This window comes from Amycolatopsis sp. w19, from assembly GCF_051373225.1.
GTDB classification, from domain to species: domain Bacteria; phylum Actinomycetota; class Actinomycetes; order Mycobacteriales; family Pseudonocardiaceae; genus Amycolatopsis; species Amycolatopsis japonica.
The window spans coordinates 180,557-199,687 of record NZ_JBPQFM010000008.1 but is presented as its reverse complement, the minus strand read 5'-3'; the positions used below and the strand labels follow the sequence as shown (position 1 = coordinate 199,687).

The 19,131-nt window shown below is 68.2% G+C and carries 17 protein-coding genes; 10 read left to right on the top strand and 7 right to left on the bottom strand.

Annotated elements, in window-relative coordinates; all coding sequences use genetic code 11:
* Nucleotides 1–9 precede the first annotated feature (9 nt).
* A complete protein-coding gene (locus tag ACSMFO_RS18590; RefSeq protein WP_436459810.1) occupies nucleotides 10–1,617 on the top strand; it encodes a GMC oxidoreductase in 1,608 nt (535 codons plus the stop codon).
* 1 nt (nucleotide 1,618) lies between these two features.
* Here ACSMFO_RS18590 and ACSMFO_RS18585 read toward each other — a convergent pair whose 3' ends face one another.
* Nucleotides 1,619–2,224 carry a dTDP-4-dehydrorhamnose 3,5-epimerase family protein gene (locus ACSMFO_RS18585; protein WP_038508670.1) on the bottom strand — a complete coding sequence of 202 codons (606 nt, stop codon included), beginning with the start codon at nucleotides 2,222–2,224 and terminating at the stop codon, nucleotides 1,619–1,621.
* Nucleotides 2,225–2,617: 393 nt separating this feature from the next.
* Between ACSMFO_RS18585 and ACSMFO_RS18580 the strand changes: the two genes are divergently transcribed.
* Complete coding sequence (locus ACSMFO_RS18580; protein WP_228694861.1) at nucleotides 2,618–3,778, top strand: NAD(P)-dependent malic enzyme; 1,161 nt, start codon at nucleotides 2,618–2,620, stop codon at nucleotides 3,776–3,778.
* Nucleotides 3,779–3,873: 95 nt separating this feature from the next.
* On the opposite strand, the gene ACSMFO_RS18575 is transcribed toward ACSMFO_RS18580, so the two are convergent.
* Together ACSMFO_RS18575 and ACSMFO_RS18570 are read right to left on the bottom strand one after the other, a co-directional pair.
* Nucleotides 3,874–4,581 (bottom strand): DUF4190 domain-containing protein, encoded by a 708-nt coding sequence (locus ACSMFO_RS18575; protein ID WP_436459807.1) that lies wholly within the window; start codon nucleotides 4,579–4,581, stop codon nucleotides 3,874–3,876.
* A gap of 43 nt (nucleotides 4,582–4,624) precedes the next feature.
* Complete coding sequence (locus ACSMFO_RS18570) at nucleotides 4,625–6,028, bottom strand: bis-aminopropyl spermidine synthase family protein (protein WP_436459806.1); 1,404 nt, start codon at nucleotides 6,026–6,028, stop codon at nucleotides 4,625–4,627.
* Nucleotides 6,029–6,119: 91 nt separating this feature from the next.
* On the opposite strand from ACSMFO_RS18570, the gene ACSMFO_RS18565 reads away from it, so the two are divergent.
* The 4 genes from ACSMFO_RS18565 to ACSMFO_RS18550 are packed head-to-tail and all read left to right on the top strand — an operon-like array spanning nucleotide 6,120 to nucleotide 9,473.
* Nucleotides 6,120–7,208 carry an ABC transporter ATP-binding protein gene (locus ACSMFO_RS18565; protein WP_360094553.1) on the top strand — a complete coding sequence of 363 codons (1,089 nt, stop codon included), beginning with the start codon at nucleotides 6,120–6,122 and terminating at the stop codon, nucleotides 7,206–7,208.
* Entirely contained in the window at nucleotides 7,208–7,891 is a 684-nt protein-coding gene (locus tag ACSMFO_RS18560) for an ABC transporter permease (RefSeq protein WP_038508677.1), read from the top strand. Before ACSMFO_RS18565 ends, ACSMFO_RS18560 begins: the two co-directional genes overlap by 1 nt.
* Nucleotides 7,888–8,577: an ABC transporter permease gene (locus tag ACSMFO_RS18555; protein ID WP_436459805.1), complete on the top strand. Its 690-nt coding sequence runs from the start codon at nucleotides 7,888–7,890 to the stop codon at nucleotides 8,575–8,577. Before ACSMFO_RS18560 ends, ACSMFO_RS18555 begins: the two co-directional genes overlap by 4 nt.
* 8 nt (nucleotides 8,578–8,585) lie before the next feature.
* Entirely contained in the window at nucleotides 8,586–9,473 is an 888-nt protein-coding gene (locus ACSMFO_RS18550; protein ID WP_436459803.1) for an ABC transporter substrate-binding protein, read from the top strand.
* 82 nt (nucleotides 9,474–9,555) lie between these two features.
* Here ACSMFO_RS18550 and ACSMFO_RS18545 read toward each other — a convergent pair whose 3' ends face one another.
* The gene (locus ACSMFO_RS18545) at nucleotides 9,556–10,071 is read right to left on the bottom strand and encodes a GNAT family N-acetyltransferase (RefSeq protein ID WP_037341096.1); all 516 of its coding nucleotides are present in this window, start codon (nucleotides 10,069–10,071) and stop codon (nucleotides 9,556–9,558) included.
* Nucleotides 10,072–10,464: 393 nt separating this feature from the next.
* Between ACSMFO_RS18545 and ACSMFO_RS18540 the strand changes: the two genes are divergently transcribed.
* Nucleotides 10,465–12,030 (top strand): S8 family peptidase, encoded by a 1,566-nt coding sequence (locus tag ACSMFO_RS18540; RefSeq protein ID WP_436459800.1) that lies wholly within the window; start codon nucleotides 10,465–10,467, stop codon nucleotides 12,028–12,030.
* A 132-nt stretch (nucleotides 12,031–12,162) separates the two neighbouring features.
* Entirely contained in the window at nucleotides 12,163–12,879 is a 717-nt protein-coding gene (locus tag ACSMFO_RS18535) for a hypothetical protein (RefSeq protein ID WP_360094559.1), read from the top strand.
* Here ACSMFO_RS18535 and ACSMFO_RS18530 read toward each other — a convergent pair.
* Entirely contained in the window at nucleotides 12,876–13,664 is a 789-nt protein-coding gene (locus ACSMFO_RS18530) for an SMP-30/gluconolactonase/LRE family protein (RefSeq protein ID WP_436459798.1), read from the bottom strand. The genes ACSMFO_RS18535 and ACSMFO_RS18530 overlap by 4 nt on opposite strands.
* Before the next feature lie 126 nt (nucleotides 13,665–13,790).
* Nucleotides 13,791–17,513 carry a multifunctional oxoglutarate decarboxylase/oxoglutarate dehydrogenase thiamine pyrophosphate-binding subunit/dihydrolipoyllysine-residue succinyltransferase subunit gene (locus ACSMFO_RS18525; RefSeq protein ID WP_084098032.1) on the bottom strand — a complete coding sequence of 1,241 codons (3,723 nt, stop codon included), beginning with the start codon at nucleotides 17,511–17,513 and terminating at the stop codon, nucleotides 13,791–13,793.
* Nucleotides 17,514–17,885: 372 nt separating this feature from the next.
* On the opposite strand from ACSMFO_RS18525, the gene ACSMFO_RS18520 reads away from it, so the two are divergent.
* Entirely contained in the window at nucleotides 17,886–18,152 is a 267-nt protein-coding gene (locus ACSMFO_RS18520) for a hypothetical protein (RefSeq protein ID WP_037341106.1), read from the top strand.
* Here the strand turns inward: ACSMFO_RS18520 and ACSMFO_RS18515 are convergent.
* Nucleotides 18,149–18,718, bottom strand: coding sequence for a DUF4291 domain-containing protein (locus ACSMFO_RS18515; RefSeq protein WP_436459914.1), 570 nt, complete (start codon nucleotides 18,716–18,718; stop codon nucleotides 18,149–18,151). The two genes, ACSMFO_RS18520 and ACSMFO_RS18515, sit on opposite strands and share 4 nt — an antisense overlap.
* A 107-nt stretch (nucleotides 18,719–18,825) precedes the next feature.
* Between ACSMFO_RS18515 and ACSMFO_RS18510 the strand changes: the two genes are divergently transcribed.
* Complete coding sequence (locus ACSMFO_RS18510) at nucleotides 18,826–19,104, top strand: hypothetical protein (protein ID WP_436459796.1); 279 nt, start codon at nucleotides 18,826–18,828, stop codon at nucleotides 19,102–19,104.
* Nucleotides 19,105–19,131: the final 27 nt, after the last annotated feature.

Here is a 19,131-nt window from a genome sequence, read left to right as displayed (position 1 = left end):
CATCGGCCCATGTCCCCACTGTCGCGCCGCAAGTTCCTCGGGTACACCGCGCTCAACTCCGCCGCCGCTCTCGGGCTGACCACGATTTCCACCGCGCAGGCCGAAGAAGTGTCCCCGGGCTTCTCGGCGGCCGTGGTGATCGGCACCGGCTACGGCGCCGCGGTCACCGCCCTCCGCCTCGGTGAGGCCGGGATTCCCACGGTCATGCTCGAAATGGGCAAACTGTGGGCCGACCCCGGGCCGGACGGCAAGGTCTTCTGCGACATGCTCCGGCCGGACCGGCGCGCCGCGTGGTTCAAGAACCGCACGCAGGCCCCGCTCGCGTCGTTCCTCTGGATGGACCTGGCGAACCGGGACATCGGGCGCTATCCCGGCGTCCTCGACAGGGTGAGCCACGGCGACATGTCCGTCTACGTCGGACGCGGCGTCGGCGGCGGTTCGCTGGTCAACGGCGCGATGGCCGTGACGCCGAGGCGGTCGTACTTCGAGGAGATCCTGCCGGCCGTCGACGCGGACGAGATGTACGGGACGTACTTCCCCCGGGCCAACCGGACCCTCGGCGTGAACCACATCGATCCGCGCTGGTTCGAAACCTGCCGTTCCTATCGCTACGCGAGGGTGTCCCGGAAGGCCGCGACGCGCGCGGGACTCAAGACGGTGTTCGTGCCCAGCGTTTACGACTTCGAGTACATGAAGCGGGAAGAAGCGGGCAAGGTGCCGAGGTCGGCGCTCGCCTCCGAGGTCATCTACGGCAACAACCACGGCAAACGGTCCCTCGACAAGACCTACCTCGCGGCCGCGCTGGGCACCGGGAAGGTGACCATCAAGACGCTGCACGAGGTCCGCGGGATCACCCGGCAGACCGACGGCACCTATGTCCTCACCGTGCACGAGACCTCCGAAGACGGCGCGGTCGTGGCGAGGAAACAACTCGGCGCGAAATACCTGTTCCTGGGCGCCGGCAGCCTCGGTTCGACGGAACTGCTCGTGCGGGCACGGGAAACCGGGACGCTGCCGGGACTGAACGACGCGGTCGGCCGCGGCTGGGGCACCAACGGCAACGTGATGCTGGGCCGCGCCAACCACGCGTGGGATCTCGGCGGATCGCTGCAGTCGGGAATGCCCGCGCTCGGCATCGACGCGTGGGACGACCCGGTGAACCCGGTCTTCGCCGAGGTCGCGCCGGTGCCCGCCGGGGTCGAGACCTGGCTGAGCCTGTACCTGGCGATCACGAAGAACCCCGAACGCGGCCACTTCACCTATGACCCCGCGAGCGACTCCGCACGTCTCCACTGGCGCGCTTCGCAGGGGAAGCCGTCGATCGACGCGGCGAAGTCGTTGTTCGACAAGGTCAACCGGGCGAATCGCACGATCTACCGCAGTGACCTGTTCGGGGATACCAGGTCGTTCGAGAACCGGTTCACCTATCACCCGTTGGGCGGTCTGGTGCTGGGTGAGGCCACCGACCTGTACGGCCGGGTGAAGGGCTACCCGAACCTCTACGTGACCGACGGATCGCTGATCCCCGGCAGCACCGGGGTGAACCCCTTCGTCACGATCACCGCGCTGGCGGAACGGAACGTGGAACGGGTGCTGGCCGAGGACGTGGCGCGCTGACTCAGTTCGCGGACCGCAACTTCTCGTAGTACGCCACACAGTCGTCGTACCGCGGCAGCAGTCCCTGCTCCAGGGCTTCTTTCAGCAGGGGCGCCACGGTGTCCTTTTCGGACACGACGGGTTCGATGTCCTGAGGCCAGGGCAGCGCGAGATCGGCGTCCAGCGGGTTGACGCCGTGCTCGCCCGCCGGGGCGTACGGCTCGGAGCAGAGGTACGCCATGACCGTTTCGTCTTCGAGAGCCATGAAGGCGTGGCCCAGGCCTTCGGCGATGTAGACCGCTTTGTAGTCGGTGCCGTCGAGCAGAACGGACGTCCATTCCCCGAAAGTGGGCGAGCCGACCCGGAGGTCGACGATGACGTCCAGCAGCGAACCGCTCGGGCAGAACACGTATTTCGCCTGCCCGGGCGGGGTGTCGGCGAAATGCACGCCACGGATGGCGCCGCGGCGCGAGACGCTGGCGTTGGTCTGCCCGAGACGAAGCCGGTGCCCGACCGCTTCGACGAACGCTTCTTCCTGGTACGGCGCCACGAACAGGCCGCGATGATCGGGGAAAGCCCGGGGAGTGAACTCGAAACAGTCGGGGATGCTGAGGCGCCTGGCTTGCATGTCCCCATGCTAACGAGCGCTTCCCAAACCGGATGGACGTCTTGAGAAACCTCTTTTGAGCTGCGGAAACCCGGGGCCGTTTGTGACATCAACCGCACCAGAGGGGCACACTGGTCCGCACGCCTGTCACAATGATCTGACCGCTGCGTCCGCGGCCGTCGCCACACCCACGGCACCGATGGCCGATTGGACGCTTCGCCGACAGGCCGGCGCTACCGCGCTGGGCTGCCGTGTCGGAGGACGAGTTACCCCAGGTGGCCGGGCCATGCCCATTTGGCCTGCTCACCGGCCAGTTCCCCCGCTCGCAGTCCCAGGAGAATTCCAATGACCTTCGCTCGAATCGAGACTTCGCCGTCCTTAGACACGGCGGAAGCAATGACGGGAACCACCACGATGACCACGCCAGTGACGGACACCGAGATCTTCGAGGGGCACGAGGGCGGCAAGCTCTCCGTGGCCGCCACGCGACCGATCTCCTCGCCGCGTGACCTTTCGGTCGCGTACACGCCTGGCGTGGCGAAGGTGAGCCGGGCGATCGCCGAGGACGCGGCCAAGGCGAAGCGGTACACGTGGGCGGACAGGCTGGTCGTGGTGGTCAGCGACGGTACGGCGGTGCTCGGCCTCGGTGACATCGGCGCGAGCGCTTCACTGCCGGTCATGGAGGGCAAGTCGGTCCTGTTCAAGACCTTCGGCGGGCTCGACTCGATCCCGCTGGTGCTCGACACCACCGACGTCGACGAGATCATCGAGACCCTGGTCCGGCTGCGCCCGTCGTTCGGCGCGGTGAACCTGGAGGACATCTCGGCGCCGCGCTGCTTCGAGCTGGAGGACCGCCTCAAGGAGGCTCTCGACTGCCCGGTCATGCACGACGACCAGCACGGGACGGCGATCGTCACGCTGGCGGCGCTGCGCGGGGCGAACCAGGTCCTCGGCAAGGACATCGCCGGCCAGCGCGTGGTCGTCTCGGGAGCGGGCGCGGCGGGTGTGGCCTGCGCCAGGATCCTGCAGAACGCCGGCGTCGCCGACGTCACCGTGCTCGACTCGCGCGGCATCATCCACGAGGGTCGTGAGGGCCTGAACCCGATCAAGCGGAAGCTCGCCGAGACCACGAACACGGCCGGCCTGCGTGGCGGCCTCGGCGAGGCGCTGAAGGGCGCCGACGTCTTCCTCGGCCTGTCCGGGGCGACCATCGACGAGACCCTGCTGGCCGGGATGGCCGACGACGCGATCGTGTTCGCGCTGTCCAACCCCGACCCGGAGGTGCACCCGGTCGCGGCGTCGCGGTACGCCAAGATCGTGGCGACCGGGCGCAGCGACTTCCCGAACCAGATCAACAACGTGCTGGCGTTCCCCGGCGTCTTCCGCGGCGCGCTGGACTCCGGTGCGCGGGCGATCACGGAGAACATGAAACTGGCGGCGGCCGACGCGATCTTCGCCGTCGCGCAGGACGACCTCGGCCCGGACCGGATCGTCCCGAGCCCGCTGGACCCGCGTGTCGCGCCCGAGGTGGCCGCCGCGGTCGCGAAGGCCGCTGAGGCCGACGGCGTGGTGTGACGGTCCCTTTCACGCTCTCTCGAGTGCTAGGAACGGTCCTTTCCTTGCGAAATTTGCAAGGAAAGGACCGTTCCTGGCATCTGGGGTCGCGCACGTCAGCCGGTCGGAACGGCGAGGTCGGCGCCGGGGACTAGGACGGAACCGGTCAGCTGTGAGTCGGGCGAGACGAGCGTGCAGAAGACGGTACGCACGCCGTGTTCCCAGGCTTCGCGCTCAGGCTTCAAGTAGCCCAGGTCGGTGTAGACATCTGCCGCGTTGAGTCGCGGACTGTCCACGTTCTTGGCCATGATCCGCTGACAATGGGTCAAGGCTTCCGCTTTCAGTTCTCCGCCGCCGGGCCAGGGGCCGTCCGTCGCGGTGAAGGCTCCGATCACCTCGGTGCTGTGCGGGCTCGCGCACGCGGCGAGTTCGACGCTGGTGACAGCGGCCACGGGCTGGTGCAAGCAATCGCCCGGCTTCAAGGTGCAGATGTTCGCGTGCCCGGACGGCGGGGTCGCGCAACTCGCGCTCGACGGGCTCGCGGTGTAGTCGTCCGGGTTCCCCATGGTGTTCCCGACCAGCGCGACCCAGCCGATGGTCCAGATTCCCGCGGCCGCGAGGCCGCCGATCGCCAGGCCCCGGCCCTGCTGTTTCCCCGGGCCGGTCTGAGTGAGCGCGATGATGCCCAGGATGATCGCGGGGAGCAGCGGCAGCGCCAGGCAACCGGCCAGGCCCAGTACGAGCGTGGCGATCGCGAGGCCGCTGGTCTTGGGGCGTTGCGGCGGGTATCCGGGTGGGTGGCCAAACCCGTACGGCTGGTTCATGGGACCGAACTTAGGAACGGCCCATGAAGTTCCGATGACACGCTCAGCCGAGCAGCTCCGCCAGCCGGTGCCGCGGCAGGTCGATCAGCCGCGCGTCCGTGAGCTCCGGCGGCACGTCCAGCGAGACGTTCGCCAGCCGCGCGTGCGCCCTGGTCAGCAGTTCGTCCTGGTGCTCGACGGCGTCCGCGACGACGATGGCGTGCCGGTTGTCCGGCGTGCTCCGCAGCAACCGCAGCTTGTACTTCGCCCCGACCAGCCGGTTGAGCGCGCCCTGCGCCTCGGCGTTCGTCAGATCGGGATGCGAGTTCGGGACCAGCAGCGCCAGCCGTCGCGCGTTGGTGCCCAGCAGGGTCCGCAGCAGCCACGGGCCGGGGTCGGCCGAGAGGTCCATCGCGACCGCGTCGCCTTCCGGCCCGGAAACGGACCAGTCGACCGGCCGCGACTCCAGTGCCAGGCCGCCTTCGGTGGCGATCTCGTGCAGCTTGTCCAGCAGTGACGGCTTGGCCGCGCCGGCGGACTCCACCGACTGCGGGCCGTGCGTGTAGATCGCGGCCTTTCCCTTGCCGCCGCGGTTCTTCTTCGATTTCGCGGTCGGCTGGCAGACGTAGAGGTCCGCCGCGCTCCCGATCGCCTGAGCGCCGAAGTACCGGTTGAAGTCCGGCAGGATCGCTTCGAAGGTCAGCCCGAGCGTCGCGAGCGCCCGCTGCACCTGCGCGCCCAGCGCGGGATGGCGCGGGCTGTAGCCGTAGGCGAGCAGCAGCCGTCCGTCCGAGGGTTCGGCGAGCGCCTGCACCCCGCGTGCGGCGAACAGGCCCATTCCCTCGGGGGTGTAAGGCGGATCACTGAACACGAGGTCCATCCGCCCGGTCACCGAGGGCGGCAGGCCGACGCGCAGATCCGTGTGCAGCGTGCGGATGGAGCGCTCGCTGAGTTCGTCGATGTAGGAGAGCACGCGGTCGTCGAGATCGACGACGGTGAGGTCCGCGTCCGGCCGCAACGCGCGCACGGCCAGCGAAGTGAGGTCGTGGTCGCCCAGGAACAGCAGCTTCGCCGTGTCGAGGTCGTAGCGCTCGTCCAGCCACAGCGCCCGGTTCAGCACCGTCTCCGGCGTCGCCTGCACGTGATCGAGCGCGGCCAGCGGCGCGGGCACGTTCTCGACGTAGCTGGTGATGGTCTTCAGCAGGTCGGGATCGGATTTCCGGTCCCGTGCCCCGAAGCGCGCGTACTTCTCCCTGGCGGCGGGGGCCAGCCGCAAGCGGGACTCGTTCCGCTCCAAGTCGTCGCCGAGTGCGTTCAGGACGTCTTCGACACTCCGGCGTGGCGCGGTGCTGACGCGGACCAGTTCGCCGAGGTCACGCCAATCCGTCCGGAGCAGGGAAATCACCTGATGGAGCGGTCGCACGTGGACACCGTGCGCCGCGAGGACGTCATCGACGGAAAGACTCACGGCCTGCAGCCTAGTGACCCGCCTCCTGGGACACCGTGCCAACAGGCAGGATCTGGGCTACGGTTTTTCGACCAGACATGGGGAGAGACACGTGACTATCGAGTTCCGTGGCGTGACGAAGCGGTATCCGGACGGGACGGTCGCGGTCGACGACCTGAACCTCACCGTGGAGGACGGCACCATCACCGTCTTCGTCGGGCCGTCCGGCTGCGGCAAGACCACGTCGCTGCGGATGATCAACCGGATGGTCGAGCCGACTTCGGGCACGGTGCTGCTCGACGGCAAGGACGTCAGCGACGGCGACCCGGCGCTGCTGCGCCGCGGCATCGGTTACGTCATCCAGCACGCCGGCCTCTTTCCACACAGGACGGTCCTGGACAACGTCGCCACCGTGCCGCTGCTGTCCGGCTGGGACAAGGGCAAGGCGCGCAAGCGCGCGGCGGAACTGCTCGAGACCGTCGGCCTGCCGTCGGAACTCGGCAAGCGGTACCCCGCCCAGCTTTCCGGCGGCCAGCAGCAGCGCGTCGGGGTCGCGCGGGCGCTCGCGGCGGATTCGCCGGTGCTGCTGATGGACGAGCCGTTCTCCGCCGTCGACCCGATCGTCCGCGAGGAACTGCAGGACGAACTGCTGCGCCTGCAGTCGCAGCTGGGCAAGACGATCGTGTTCGTCACCCACGACATCGACGAGGCCGTGCGGCTCGGCGACAAGATCGCGGTGCTCCGCGTCGGCGGGGTGCTCGCGCAGTACGGCACGCCTTCGGAGGTGCTGCGGCATCCCGTCGACGATTTCGTCGCGTCGTTCGTGGGCAAGGATCGCGGCTACCGCGGGCTTTCCTTCCTTTCGGCGGAAGGGATCGTCGTCGAAGAGGTCAAGCGGGTCGAGGTCGGCAAGCCCGCCCCCGGCCCGTCCGACGAGTGGCAGGTCGCGGTCAACGCCGATGGGCAGCCGCGCGGCTGGCTGCGTCCCGGGTCCACTGTGGACGGAGAGCTCGCGGAGACCGACCTCGTCGCCGGTGGTTCGCTGTACCTCCAGGGTTCGCCGATCCGGGGCGCACTCGACGCGGCGCTCTCATCGCCCGCGAGCCTCGGTGTCGTGGTGGACGCCGACCAGAAGGTCCTCGGCGTGGTCAGAGCCCAGCAAGTCCTCGAAGTGATCGAAGCGCCGTCGCTGAGTTCCTGATGGGGGACTTCTTCGCGGAGCTCGGCCGCTACCTGGGCAGTGCCAACAACAGGTCGCAGTTCTTCGGCGACCTGCTCGACCACATCTATCTTTCTTTGGTCCCGCTGGTGCTGGGGCTGGTGATCGCGGTGCTGGCGGGCTGGCTCGGCCATCGGTTCCGGTCCGTGTGCTCCGTACTGCTCGTCCTGTCGAACCTGCTGTACACGATCCCGTCGCTCGCCTTGTTCGTGGTGATCCCGGGCATCATCGGCTCGAAGATCCTCGACAGCGTCAACGTCATCGTGGCGCTCACCGTCTACACCGCCGCCCTCCTGGTGCGCCCCGTGCTGGACGCGCTCGACGCCGTCCCGCCGCACGTCGTCGCCGCGGCCACGGCGATCGGCTACAAACCCGCGCGCCGTTTCCTCACCGTGGAGCTGCCGCTTTCGGTGCCGGTGCTCGCGGCGGGCGTCCGGGTGGCCTCGGTCAGCAACATCAGCCTGGTCAGCGTCGGCGCGCTGATCGGCACCGGCGGGCTCGGCGTGCTGTTCACCGACGGCTTCCAGCGCGAGTACTTCTCGCCGATCGTCGTCGGGATCGTCGCGACGCTGCTGCTCGCGCTGATCGTCGACCTGATCCTGGTCCGGCTGCGCGATCTCCTCACACCCTGGGACCGGGTGGCGACCACGGCGGGGGCGAAATGATCGGCGACGTGCTGAACTGGTTCGGCGACCCGGCCCACTGGCAGGGCCCGGACGGCGTCCCGGCCCGGCTGCTGCAGCATCTCGGCTACACGGCGCTGGCACTGGTCTTCGCGCTGATCATCGCGATCCCGCTCGGCCTCTACGTCGGGCACACCGGTCGCGGCGCGGTGCTGCTGGTGAGCGGCGGCAACGCGATCCGCGCGCTGCCGACGCTGGGTCTGGTGACCTTCCTGTTCCTGCTCTTCACCGAAAGCGAGCTCTCGACGATCATCGGCCTCGTGGTGCTCGCCATCCCGCCGATCCTCGCCGGGACGTACGCGGGCCTGCAGGCGACCGACCACGGCGTCGTCGACGCGGCGCAGGGCATCGGAATGACCGGCTGGCAACGGTTGTGGAAGGTGGAGGTGCCCATCTCGCTGCCGCTGGTGCTCGGCGGGGTGCGGAATTCGGTACTGCAACTGGTGGCGACGGCCGCCGTGGCGGCGTACGTCGGGCTGGGCGGGCTCGGCCGGTTCCTGCTCGACGGACTGGCCATTTTGGACTATCCGCAGGTGGTCGCGGGCGCGCTGCTGACGACGTTGCTCGCCGTCGTGCTGGACCTCGCGCTGGCGGGTGTCCAGCGACTGCTGGTGCCCAAGGGAGTCCGGCTGGCACAGGCCGTGAGCGGGAAGAAGGCGAAGGTATGAGGCGGCGGATGGCGGCATTGTTCGCCGGGATCGCTTTGCTGACGGCGAGTTGTGGCAACCCGCTCGCCGGCGGGGCCGAGGGCGGTGCGACCGGCGACATCATCATCGGCGCGTCCGACGTCGGGGAAAGTCTTCTGCTGGCCCAGATCTACGCGGGCGCGCTGCGCAACGCGGGCGCGGAGAACGTGACCGTGCGCCCGCCGGTCGGCAGCCGCGAGGTCGTCGTCAAGGCACTGCAGGACAAATCGCTCTCGGTGGTGCCGGACTACAGCGGAAACCTGTTGCGCTACTTCGACAAGGACACGCAGGCGACCACGCCGCAGGACGTCTACGCGCAGCTGAAGCAGAAGTTGCCGTCGGGATACGAAGTCCTCGAACAGGCGCCTGCGGAGGACAAGGACCTTCTGGTGGTGCGCAAGGAACTCGCCGATTCCGGGATCCGGACCTTCTCCGATCTCGGCAAGCGGTGCAAGGAGTTCGTGTTCGGCGGCCCGGGGCAGTGGAGCAGCCGCTGGAAGGACAAGATCAAGGCGCTCTACGGCTGCGAGTTCGCCGAGATCCGCACGACCGACACCGGCGGCCCGGTCACGGTCGCCGCGCTGAAATCCGGCGACATCCAGGTCGCCGACCTGTTCAGCACGTCGTCGTCGATCGCCGCCAACGGATTCGTGCCGCTGGTGGACGACAAGAACATGTTCCCCGCGCAGAACATCGTGCCGTTCGTGGCGAAGGGGACGTTGTCGCCGAAGGAGGTCGACGCGTTGAACCGGGTTTCGGCGGCGCTCACGACCGACCAGCTGACCGAGCTGAACGTCCAGTTCAGCGAGGAGAAGCGCAACCCGCTCGACGTCGCCGAGGAGTTCCTGCGCCGGAACAACCTCCTGGCGCCGTCCTGACCCCCGGGCCTGCGTTTCGTCCTCTGAATGCGGTCCTTGCGTGCGCGACTACCGCATTCAGAGGACGAAACGCGGGAGGGGGCTAGAGGCGGTCGAACGCGGGTGAGTAGCGGAACTCGCCCTTGAGGTCCGGCGTGTACGCCCGAAGGGTGCGGACCTGGAAGTGCGGCGCCCATTCCGCGACCGGCGGCGTGATCCCGTGCTGTGCGGCGAGCACGAAACCGAAGCGGGAGTAGTAGTTCGGGTCGCCCAGCAGGACCACCGCGCCGTAGCCGAGCGCGTCCGCCGCGCCGAGCACGGCGTGCACGAGCGCGGAGCCGACGCCGGAGGCGTGGTACTCGGGCAGGACGCCGAGCGGGCCGAGGCCGACCGTCGACTTCTCGTCGCCGCCGAGTTTCGACGGGCTGCAACAGACGTGCCCGACGACCTTCCCGTCGCGTTCGGCCACGATGGACAGTGCGCCGATCAGGTCGCCGTCCTCCCGTAGCTCGTCGACGAGTTTCGCCTCGACCACCGGGACACTGAGTTTCGCGAACGCGGCCAGATGCACGGCGTGGATCGCCTCGCGATCGGCCGGGATTTCCTGTCGGAGCAGCATGTGCCCGAGTGTGCTCCATCCGAAGGTAGGATGGAAATCGTTTTCCGCCCGCCGACGTCACGACTTTAGTAGGCGGCCATCCGTGTGTACTTCCCCGTGCGTGAAACGCCAGGAGGGCGGGGAAACGACCACCAGATGTGCGGATCCCCAATTCTTCGTGGGCCGTACGGGCGCAAAACGCGACTAAAGGCGGGGGCTGAACGGTGCCCGAGCTGCGCCGACGCGGTGCCCATTACTACCGGGATGTCCGTAATGCAAGGTCTTCCTTGGGGTGAAAACGCGACTTAGTCTCAGCCTGCGCTCCTAAGTGGAACGCGGTTCACCTCTGATTCACCCCAACGATCCGGCGGGCTTCTTCATGCCCGTGGGTCGACCCTGCCTGGGAGGAATATCTTGAACAATTCCCTGGGAACCTTGAAGAGACGACTGCCCGCCTTCGGTGTGGCCGCGGCCGTCGCGGTGCTGACCGCGCTCGGCGGCACCACCGTCGTGTCGGCGGCGGAAGGTTCGATCGTCAACGCCGGCAGCGCCAAGGCGATCAAGGACAGCTACATCGTCGTACTGAAGGACGGCTCGTCGGTCGAAGCCACCGCGAAGAGCGTGACCCAGCGCCACGGCGGCACGGTCGAGAAGACCTTCGCGTCTTCGGTCCGTGGCTTCTCCGGTGCGCTGACCGAAAAGCAGGCGAAGCGCGTCGCCGCCGACCCCGCCGTCGCGTACGTGGAGCAGAACCAGACCGTCTCGATCTCGACGGACCAGCTGAACCCGCCGTCGTGGGGCCTGGACCGGGTCGACCAGCAGAGCCTTCCGCTGGACCAGAAGTACAGCTACAGCACCACGGCGTCGAACGTCACCGCGTACGTCGTCGACACCGGCATCCTCACCACGCACCCCGACTTCGGCGGGCGCGCGACCCACGGCCGTGACACCGTCGACAACGACAACGACGCCACGGACTGCCAGGGCCACGGCACCCACGTCGCCGGCACCATCGGCGGTACCGCGCACGGTCTGGCCAAGGGCGTCAAGCTCGTCGCCGTCCGCGTGCTGAACTGCTCCGGTTCCGGCACGACCGCCGGCGTCATCGCCGGTGTCGACTGGGTGACCGCCAACGCCGTCAAGCCCGCCGTCGCGAACATGAGCCTCGGTGGCGGCGCTTCGACGACCCTCGACCAGGCCGTGCAGCGGTCGATCGCGTCGGGTGTCACCTACGGTGTCGCGGCCGGTAACGACTACGGCGCCAACGCGTGCAACAGCTCCCCCGCCCGCACGCCCGAGGCGATCACCGTCGGTTCGACCACCAACACCGACGCCCGGTCCGACTTCTCCAACATCGGCACCTGCCTCGACATCTTCGCGCCGGGCAGCGGCATCACGTCGACCTGGCTGAACAACGGCACCAACACCATCAGCGGCACCTCGATGGCGACCCCGCACGTCGTGGGCGCGGCGGCCCTGTACGCCTCCGCCAACCCGTCGGCGACGCCCGCTCAGGTCCGCGACGCGCTGGTCAACGCCGGCGTCAAGGGCAAGGTGACCAACCCGGGCACCGGTTCGCCGAACGTGCTGCTCAACACCGGCAGCGGCGGTGGCCCCGGCCCCGAGCCGACCCCGTGCGGCACGCAGACCAACAGCGGCGTCGTCGCCATCCCCGACGCCGGTGCCGCGGTGACCAGCACCATCACGGTCGCCAACTGCGCCCGCAACGCTTCGGGCACCACCAAGGTCGCGGTGAACATCACGCACACCTACGTCGGTGACCTGGTCATCGACCTGGTCGCGCCCGATGGCACCTCGTACCGCCTGAAGGGTTCGAGCGGCGACTCGTCCGACAACATCAACACCACCTACACCGTGAACGCCTCGGCCGAGGCCGCGAACGGCGCGTGGAAGCTGAAGGTTCAGGACGTGTACCGGATCGACACCGGCTCGCTCAACAGCTGGTCGTTGACCGTCTGATCCACCCCTGGAGTACGTGAAGGCCCCCTTCCTCCTGCTGGGAAGGGGGCCTTCACGTACCCGGAGGGTGATTCGGCGCCCAGTTGCGGCATTCGTCCACTAAGGACCGTCGTGAGGCTTTAACCTCTCCGCATGCAGCCCGGACCGCCCTACCAGCAGGGACCTCAGCAGCCGTATCCACCGCAGGGATACCCCGGCTACCCGCAGCCCGGATACGGGCCGCCGCCCAAGAAGTCGAACACCGGACTGATCGTCGGGCTCATCCTCGGCGCGGTGGTGCTGCTCGGCGGTGGTGGGGTCGCGGCCTTCCTGTTGCTGTCCGACTCCGGCTCGTCGTCGACCGCTTCACCGACCTCGTCCAAGAAGAGCGGCCCGCCGGACAAGTACTCCTCGATGCCCGGCTGCGAAAAGATCGGCGGCAAGGTGCGGAACCTGCCGCCGCTCGAAACGCCGAAGGGCGAGGAACCGGCGAGCACGTCGAACGACGAGATCACCTACACACGTTCGTCCTGCTCCTGGCGTGAACCGAACGCGCCGTCGGCGACCGTCTCGATGTACCTGTCGAAGTCGAAGGAGCCGGGTTCGGGCGCGGGGGAGGCGTGGGCCAAGGCCGGGGTCGAGAACGCCGTGACCGACGGCGGCGTCCTCATCCCCACCATGGCGAAGTCCACCAAAGCCGTGCACACCAAGCTCGATTCGCCGAGCCAGTGCCAGATCAAGTTCTACCAGGGCAACGTCGAGGGCGAGATCATCGTGACCGGCCCGAACCCGTCCGGGACGGTCAACCAGACGGTGTGCAAGGAGAACGCACTGAAGATGGCCAGGGCGACCTCCGAGGCGATCGGTTAACCGACCTCGGTGACCTGGACCTGCCCGGTCGGCCCGTCGCCGAACGGGTTCTCCCAGCCGTGCCACTCCGCGGCGAGGACGTAGAGCGAACGCCCGTCCTCGCCGCCGAGCACGCAGGAGAAGCAGCCACGGTCGGCTTCGACCTTCTGCAGCACTTCGCCTCCTTCGCGGACGCGGACGCAGTGCTTGCTCGCGACGTCCGCGTACCAAACGGCTCCTTCGGCGTCCAGGCAGATGCCGTCCGGGTGATCGCCGCCGAGTTCGGCCCACACCCGCCTGCCGGACAGCGAACCGTCTTCGGCGATGTCGAACGCGGTGAGCCGGTTGCCGTACGACTCGGCGACGATCAGCGTCCCGCCGTCGGGTGTGACGACCATGCCGTTGCCGAACAGGATCCCGTCGGCGACCTGGCGCACCTCGCCGTCCGGGGTGACGACGGCGATGACGCCGGGCGACTGGAAGTCGTTCGTGCCGTTGACGAAGGCGTTTCCGCGGCCGTCGACGGCGACCTCGTTCCACAGGGCGGCGATGCCGCTCAGATCGGCGTAGCGGCTCAGGCCGGCGTTCAGCAGGCGCGCGTTCGGGCCGTCGACGATGAGGAGGCGGCCGTCGGGCAGCCAGTCGAACGTGAGTGGCATCGCGGCCGGCACGTTCGCGATGACTTCGCTTTCGCCGCCGGGCGTGACGGCGAGGATCTCGCCGGCGCCCCAGTTCGCCAGCCAGAGACGGCCGTCGTGCCAGCGGGCGGATTCGGGGAGCTTGAGGCCGTCGAGCAGGGTGTTCATGGTGTCTCCTTCGGTCGTTTGCCCCCTACACGAACGGGACTCGCCGTTTTCGACACCCCAAGTACATGAAGGCCCCCTTCCTTGCGACAGGCGCAAGGAAGGGGGCCTTCATGTACTTCTAGGCGATCAGTCGAACGCCCGCGCGATCAGCGCCTTCTGCTCGACCTCGTGCACCTTGGACGAACCGGCCGACGGGGCGGCCATCGGACGACGCGACACGACATCCAGGTTGGAGAACACCTCCGGGAGCTTCCGGGGCAGGTTCAGGCCGAAGAACGGCCACGCGCCCTGGTTCTCCGGCTCCTCCTGGACCCAGACCGCGGGAGCGCCGTTGTACCGCTCCAGTGCCGCCAGCAGCTTCTTCTTCGGCAGCGGGTAGTACTGCTCGACGCGCACGATCGCGACGTCGTTCGCCTCGCGCTTCGTGCGCTCGGCCACCAGCTCCCAGTACAGCTTGCCGGACGTCAGCAGGACCTTGCGGACCTTCGACGGGTCGACGACGGCGTCGTCGATGACCGACATGAACTTCGTCTGCCCGGTGAAGTCCTCGACCGCCGAGGTCGCCGCCTTGTTCCGCAGCATCGACTTCGGGGTGAAGGTGATCAGCGGCCGGTTCACCCCGTCGAGGGCGTGGCGGCGGAGCAGGTGGAAGTAGTTCGCCGGGGTCGACGGCACCGCGACGGTCATCGAGCCCTCCGCGCACAGCGAGAGGAAGCGCTCGATGCGGCCGGAGGTGTGGTCCGGGCCCTGGCCTTCGTGGCCGTGCGGCAGCAGCAGCACGACGTCGGAGAGCTGGCCCCACTTGGCCTCGCCGGAGGAGATGTACTCGTCGATGACGGTCTGCGCGCCGTTGACGAAGTCACCGAACTGCGCTTCCCACATGACCAGCGCTTCGGAGTTGGCCACGGAGTAGCCGTATTCGAAGCCGACCGCCGCGTACTCGGACAGCGCCGAGTCGTAGATCATCACGCGGCCCTGGTTCTCGGCGAGGCTGGCCAGCGGCGAGTACTCCTGGCCGGTCTTGCGGTCGATCAGCACCGAGTGGCGCTGGGTGAAGGTGCCGCGGCGGGAGTCCTGACCGGACAGCCGCACGAGGCGGCCTTCCATGGCCAGCGAACCGAAGGCGAGCAGCTCACCGAACGCCCAGTCGATGCCGCCTTCGCGGGACATCTTGTGACGGCGCTCCATGACCGGCTTGACCCGCGGGTGCGGGGTGAAGCCCTCGGGCACGTTGAGGAACGCGTCGCCGATGTGCTCGATGACCTCGGTGGTGGTCGCGGTGGGCACCTTGGCCGGGACCTGCTGCTCCTCTTCGACCGAGGGGCTGGCCTTCGCCGGGTGCTTCTCCAGCTCGCGGACCTCGTTGAAGACGTGCTCCAGCTGGCTGGAGAAGTCGCGCAACGCGGCTTCGGCCTCTTCGACGGAGATGTCGCCGCGGCCGATCAGCGATTCGGTGTAGGTCTTCCGGACCGAACGCTTCGTGTCGATGATGTCGTACATCGCCGGCTGCGTCATCGAGGGGTCGTCGCCCTCGTTGTGGCCGCGGCGGCGGTAGCAGATCAGGTCGATCACGACGTCCTTGTGGAACGCCTGGCGGTAGTCGACGGCCAGCTTGGCCACCCAGTGCGCGGCCTCGGGGTCGTCACCGTTCACGTGGAAGATCGGCGAGCCGATCATCTTCGCGACGTCGGTGGCGTACTGGCTCGAACGCGAGTGCTCGGGCGCGGTGGTGAAGCCGACCTGGTTGTTGACGATGACGTGCACGGTGCCGCCGGTGCGGTAGCCGCGCAGCAGCGCCAGGTTCAGGGTCTCGGCCACGACACCCTGGCCCGCGAAGGCCGCGTCGCCGTGCATGAGGACCGGGAGGACGGTGAAGCCCTCGCCACCTTTGTCGAGGATGTCCTGCTTCGCGCGGACGATGCCCTCGAGGACCGGGTCGACGGTCTCCAGGTGCGACGGGTTCGCGGTCAGCGACACCTTGGTCTCGCCGTCGCCGAACATGCGGAAGTATTTGCCCTCGGCGCCGAGGTGGTACTTCACGTCACCGGAACCGTGCGCCTGACCCGGGTCGAGGTTGCCCTCGAACTCCTGGAAGATCTGCGCGATCGGCTTGCCGACGATGTTCGCGAGCACGTTCAGGCGGCCGCGGTGCGGCATGCCGATGACGACCTCGTCGAGTTCGTGCTCGGCGGCCTTGTCCAGCAGCGTGTCCAGCAGCGGGATCGCCGTCTCGCCGCCTTCGAGGGAGAATCGCTTCTGGCCGACGTACTTGGTCTGCAGGAAGGTCTCGAACGCCTCGGCGGCGTTGAGCTTCGAGAGCACGTACTTCTGGACCGCGGGGTCCGGCTTCTCGTGCGGGATCTCGACGCGGTCCTGGATCCAGCGGCGCTCCTCGGGGTCGAGGATGTGCGTGTACTCGATGCCGACGGTGCGGCAGTAGGAGTTGCGCAGCACGCCGAGGATGTCGCGCAGCTTCATCCGCTCCTGGCCGGCGAAGCCGCCGACCGGGAACTCGCGGTCCAGGTCCCACAGGGTCAGGCCATGGGAGAGGACGTCGAGGTCGGCGTGGCTGCGCTGCCGGTAGTTGAGCGGGTCGGTGTCGGCCATCAGGTGACCGCGCATGCGGAAGGCGTCGATCAGCTCGATGACGCGCGCGGTCTTGTCGACCGGGCCGTCCGGGATGTCGGCGACCCAGCGGATCGGCTCGTACGGCAGGCGCAGGCTGGTGAAGACGTCGTCGTAGAAGCCGTCCTCGCCGAGCAGCAGCTCGTGGATGCGCTTGAGGAACTCGCCCGACTCCGCGCCCTGGATGATGCGGTGGTCATACGTCGAGGTCAGCGTCATGATCTTCGAGACGCCGAGGTCGACCAGCGCCTTCTCGCTGGTGCCCTCGAAATGCGCCGGGTACTGCATGGCGCCGACGCCGATGATCGCGCCCTGGCCCGCCTGCAGACGCGGCACCGAGTGGTTGGTGCCGATGCCGCCGGGGTTGGTCAGCGAGATCGTGGTGCCGGCGAAGTCGTCGGCGGTCAGCTTGCCGTTGCGGGCCTTCTTGACGATCTCCTCGTAGGCCTGCCAGAACTGCATGAAGGTCATGTTCTCGGTGGCCTTGATGGAGGCCACGACGAGCGTGCGGGAGCCTTCCTTGCCCTTCATGTCGATCGCGAGACCGAAGTTCACGTGCTCCGGTGTGATCGCGAACGGCTTCCCGTCGATCAGCTGGTAGTGCCGGTTCATGTTCGGGAAGTTCTTCAGCGCCCGGACCATCGCGTAGCCGATGAGGTGCGTGAAGGAGATCTTGCCGCCGCGCGTGCGCTTGAGGTGGTTGTTGATGACGATGCGGTTGTCGGCCATCAGCTTCGCCGGGACGGCGCGCACACTCGTGGCCGTCGGCACGGACAGCGAGGCGTCCATGTTCTTCGCGATCGCCGCCGCGGCGCCGCGGAGCTGCTTCGACTCCGCCTCGGCGTCCTTCTCGGCCGGCTTGGCGGGGGCCTTCTCCGCCGCCTTGGGCGCGGCCGCGGGGGCCGCCGCCTTGGGTGCGGCGGCCTTCGCGGGGGCGCTCCTCGGCGCGGTCTGCTTCGCGGTGGACTCGGCGTTGCGGACTGTCTGCGCCGACGGCGTGGCGGCGGCCTGGCCGTTGGCGCCGGGACCCTCGTTGCCGGGGTCTCCGGAGTTCTGACGTGCGTCGTCGGCCTTCGTCTGCGCGTCCTGCGTTGGCTTGAAGTCCGCGAAGAAGTCGTGCCAGGCGGCATCGACTGAGCTGGGGTCGGCAAGGAACTGGTCGTACATTTCCTCGACGACCCACTCGTTGGGGCCGAATTGTGACGCAGGGCTGCTGCTGGACACGGCTTGGACTCGCCTCTATCCGTCTCGAGATCTTGAACACCGCTGATGCGCCTACCAGGCTAACCCCCTCGGTCGCAGCCGTGTGATGGAACTGGCCTGTGTGAGGCGTGGCGCACTAGGTGATGGGTCACTGTCTCGATCAAGAGACCGAAAATAGGCCACCCGCCGCCCTCGCCCGCCGCTGTCCGGGGGAGCAAGGGACCTTTGCTGCCACTTTCACTGTCCGTGCAGGTCAGGTCACTGTTTGGTCGGTAAAGGTTGGCTGGGTCGTCGTGCCCGGACAGCCTGGAGTTCACGTCGGGGCGCTTCGCTGGGTGGAGGATGCGGCCGGTGTCGTGCCGGCCGCCGATCCCCGCGAGGTGGTGGCGGCCCATGTGGCTGGACGAGTGCCCGTCGTTCTGGGACGAGGGGCGTGTGCGCCCGCTGGTCACCGAGTCCGGCAAGGTCGTGCTGATGTGCGACTCGTGCTCGGCGGTCTGGCCGACGCTCGCCGACTTCAAGGAGATGGAGCACGTCGAGCCCGACGAGCCGGACTGGACGGTCGCGGCAGGCGTGCACGTCCGGCCGGGGACCGTCCGGTGGGCTTCGGTCCAGGACCTGGAGGTCGCCGGGATGGGCGGCCTCAAGTGGCGGCCCTAGCCGGGGTACGGACGCTCCGCGGGTAGCAGCGCTTCGGCGTCTTCGACGCGGTTCGCCGCGACCAGGGCGCCGACCTCGCGCATGACCGGGGTGACATCGGTGACCGCGGTGATCCATTTGTCGACATAGCGATCGACGGTCTCGCCGCTCAGTCCCATCTGGAGCGAACGGTGCTTCAGCGGACCGAGCCGGATGCTGCGTTCCGGATCCCACTGGATGCGGACCGGACTGGTCTTGACCTCGTTCTGCCACGTCTTCCGGTCGGGATGGACGTCCGCGTCGTAGTGGCTGAGCGCCGCGTGTTCGAGCGCCCAGGCGAAACCCTCGCGAGTGATGTCGAGGGCGAGTACGCGCTCTTGGCCGGGCTTCGCGGCCCAGCCGCAGCGGTACGCCATCCAGAGGAAGGACGGCTTGATCCAGGTCATGCGTTCGCGTTTGAACGGCGGCACGAAAGTGCCGGCCTTCAGCGCGGCATCGGCGATGGCCGGGGCGTACGCCTGATAGACGCGGATCGTGGTTTCGGTGTACAGGGCGCGGATCTGCCGCGCCGGGATCTCTTCGTTCATTTCCCGGTCAGCGTGACAGGTGCCGTGGGCGTGCGCGACCGAAATTCCCTTGCTCATCGGGTCATGCTGAACGCATGGCATTGCTGCGCAAGGGATCGCGACGAATCATGGTCGATGACACCGCTTACCGGTGGATCGTCCGGCGTAAGCCCACTTATGCACAGGAAGGCGGATTCTTCCTTTCGTACGGAGTGGAACTCGAGGACGCGCGGGGTGCCGTGCTGGTGGTCCGGACCGAGCACGCGCATCCGTTGAATTACCTGGGCGTGCCATCGAAGGCGGTGCTGCCTTCGGACGTCGAACGCGCGATCCGGCAGGCGCTGGCGCGGGGGTGGGAGCCGGAGACGCCGGGGGCGCAGTTCCAGCTCGACCTCGCGGCTGGGTGAGGGGGGTTACGGCGTCGTGAGCGGCGT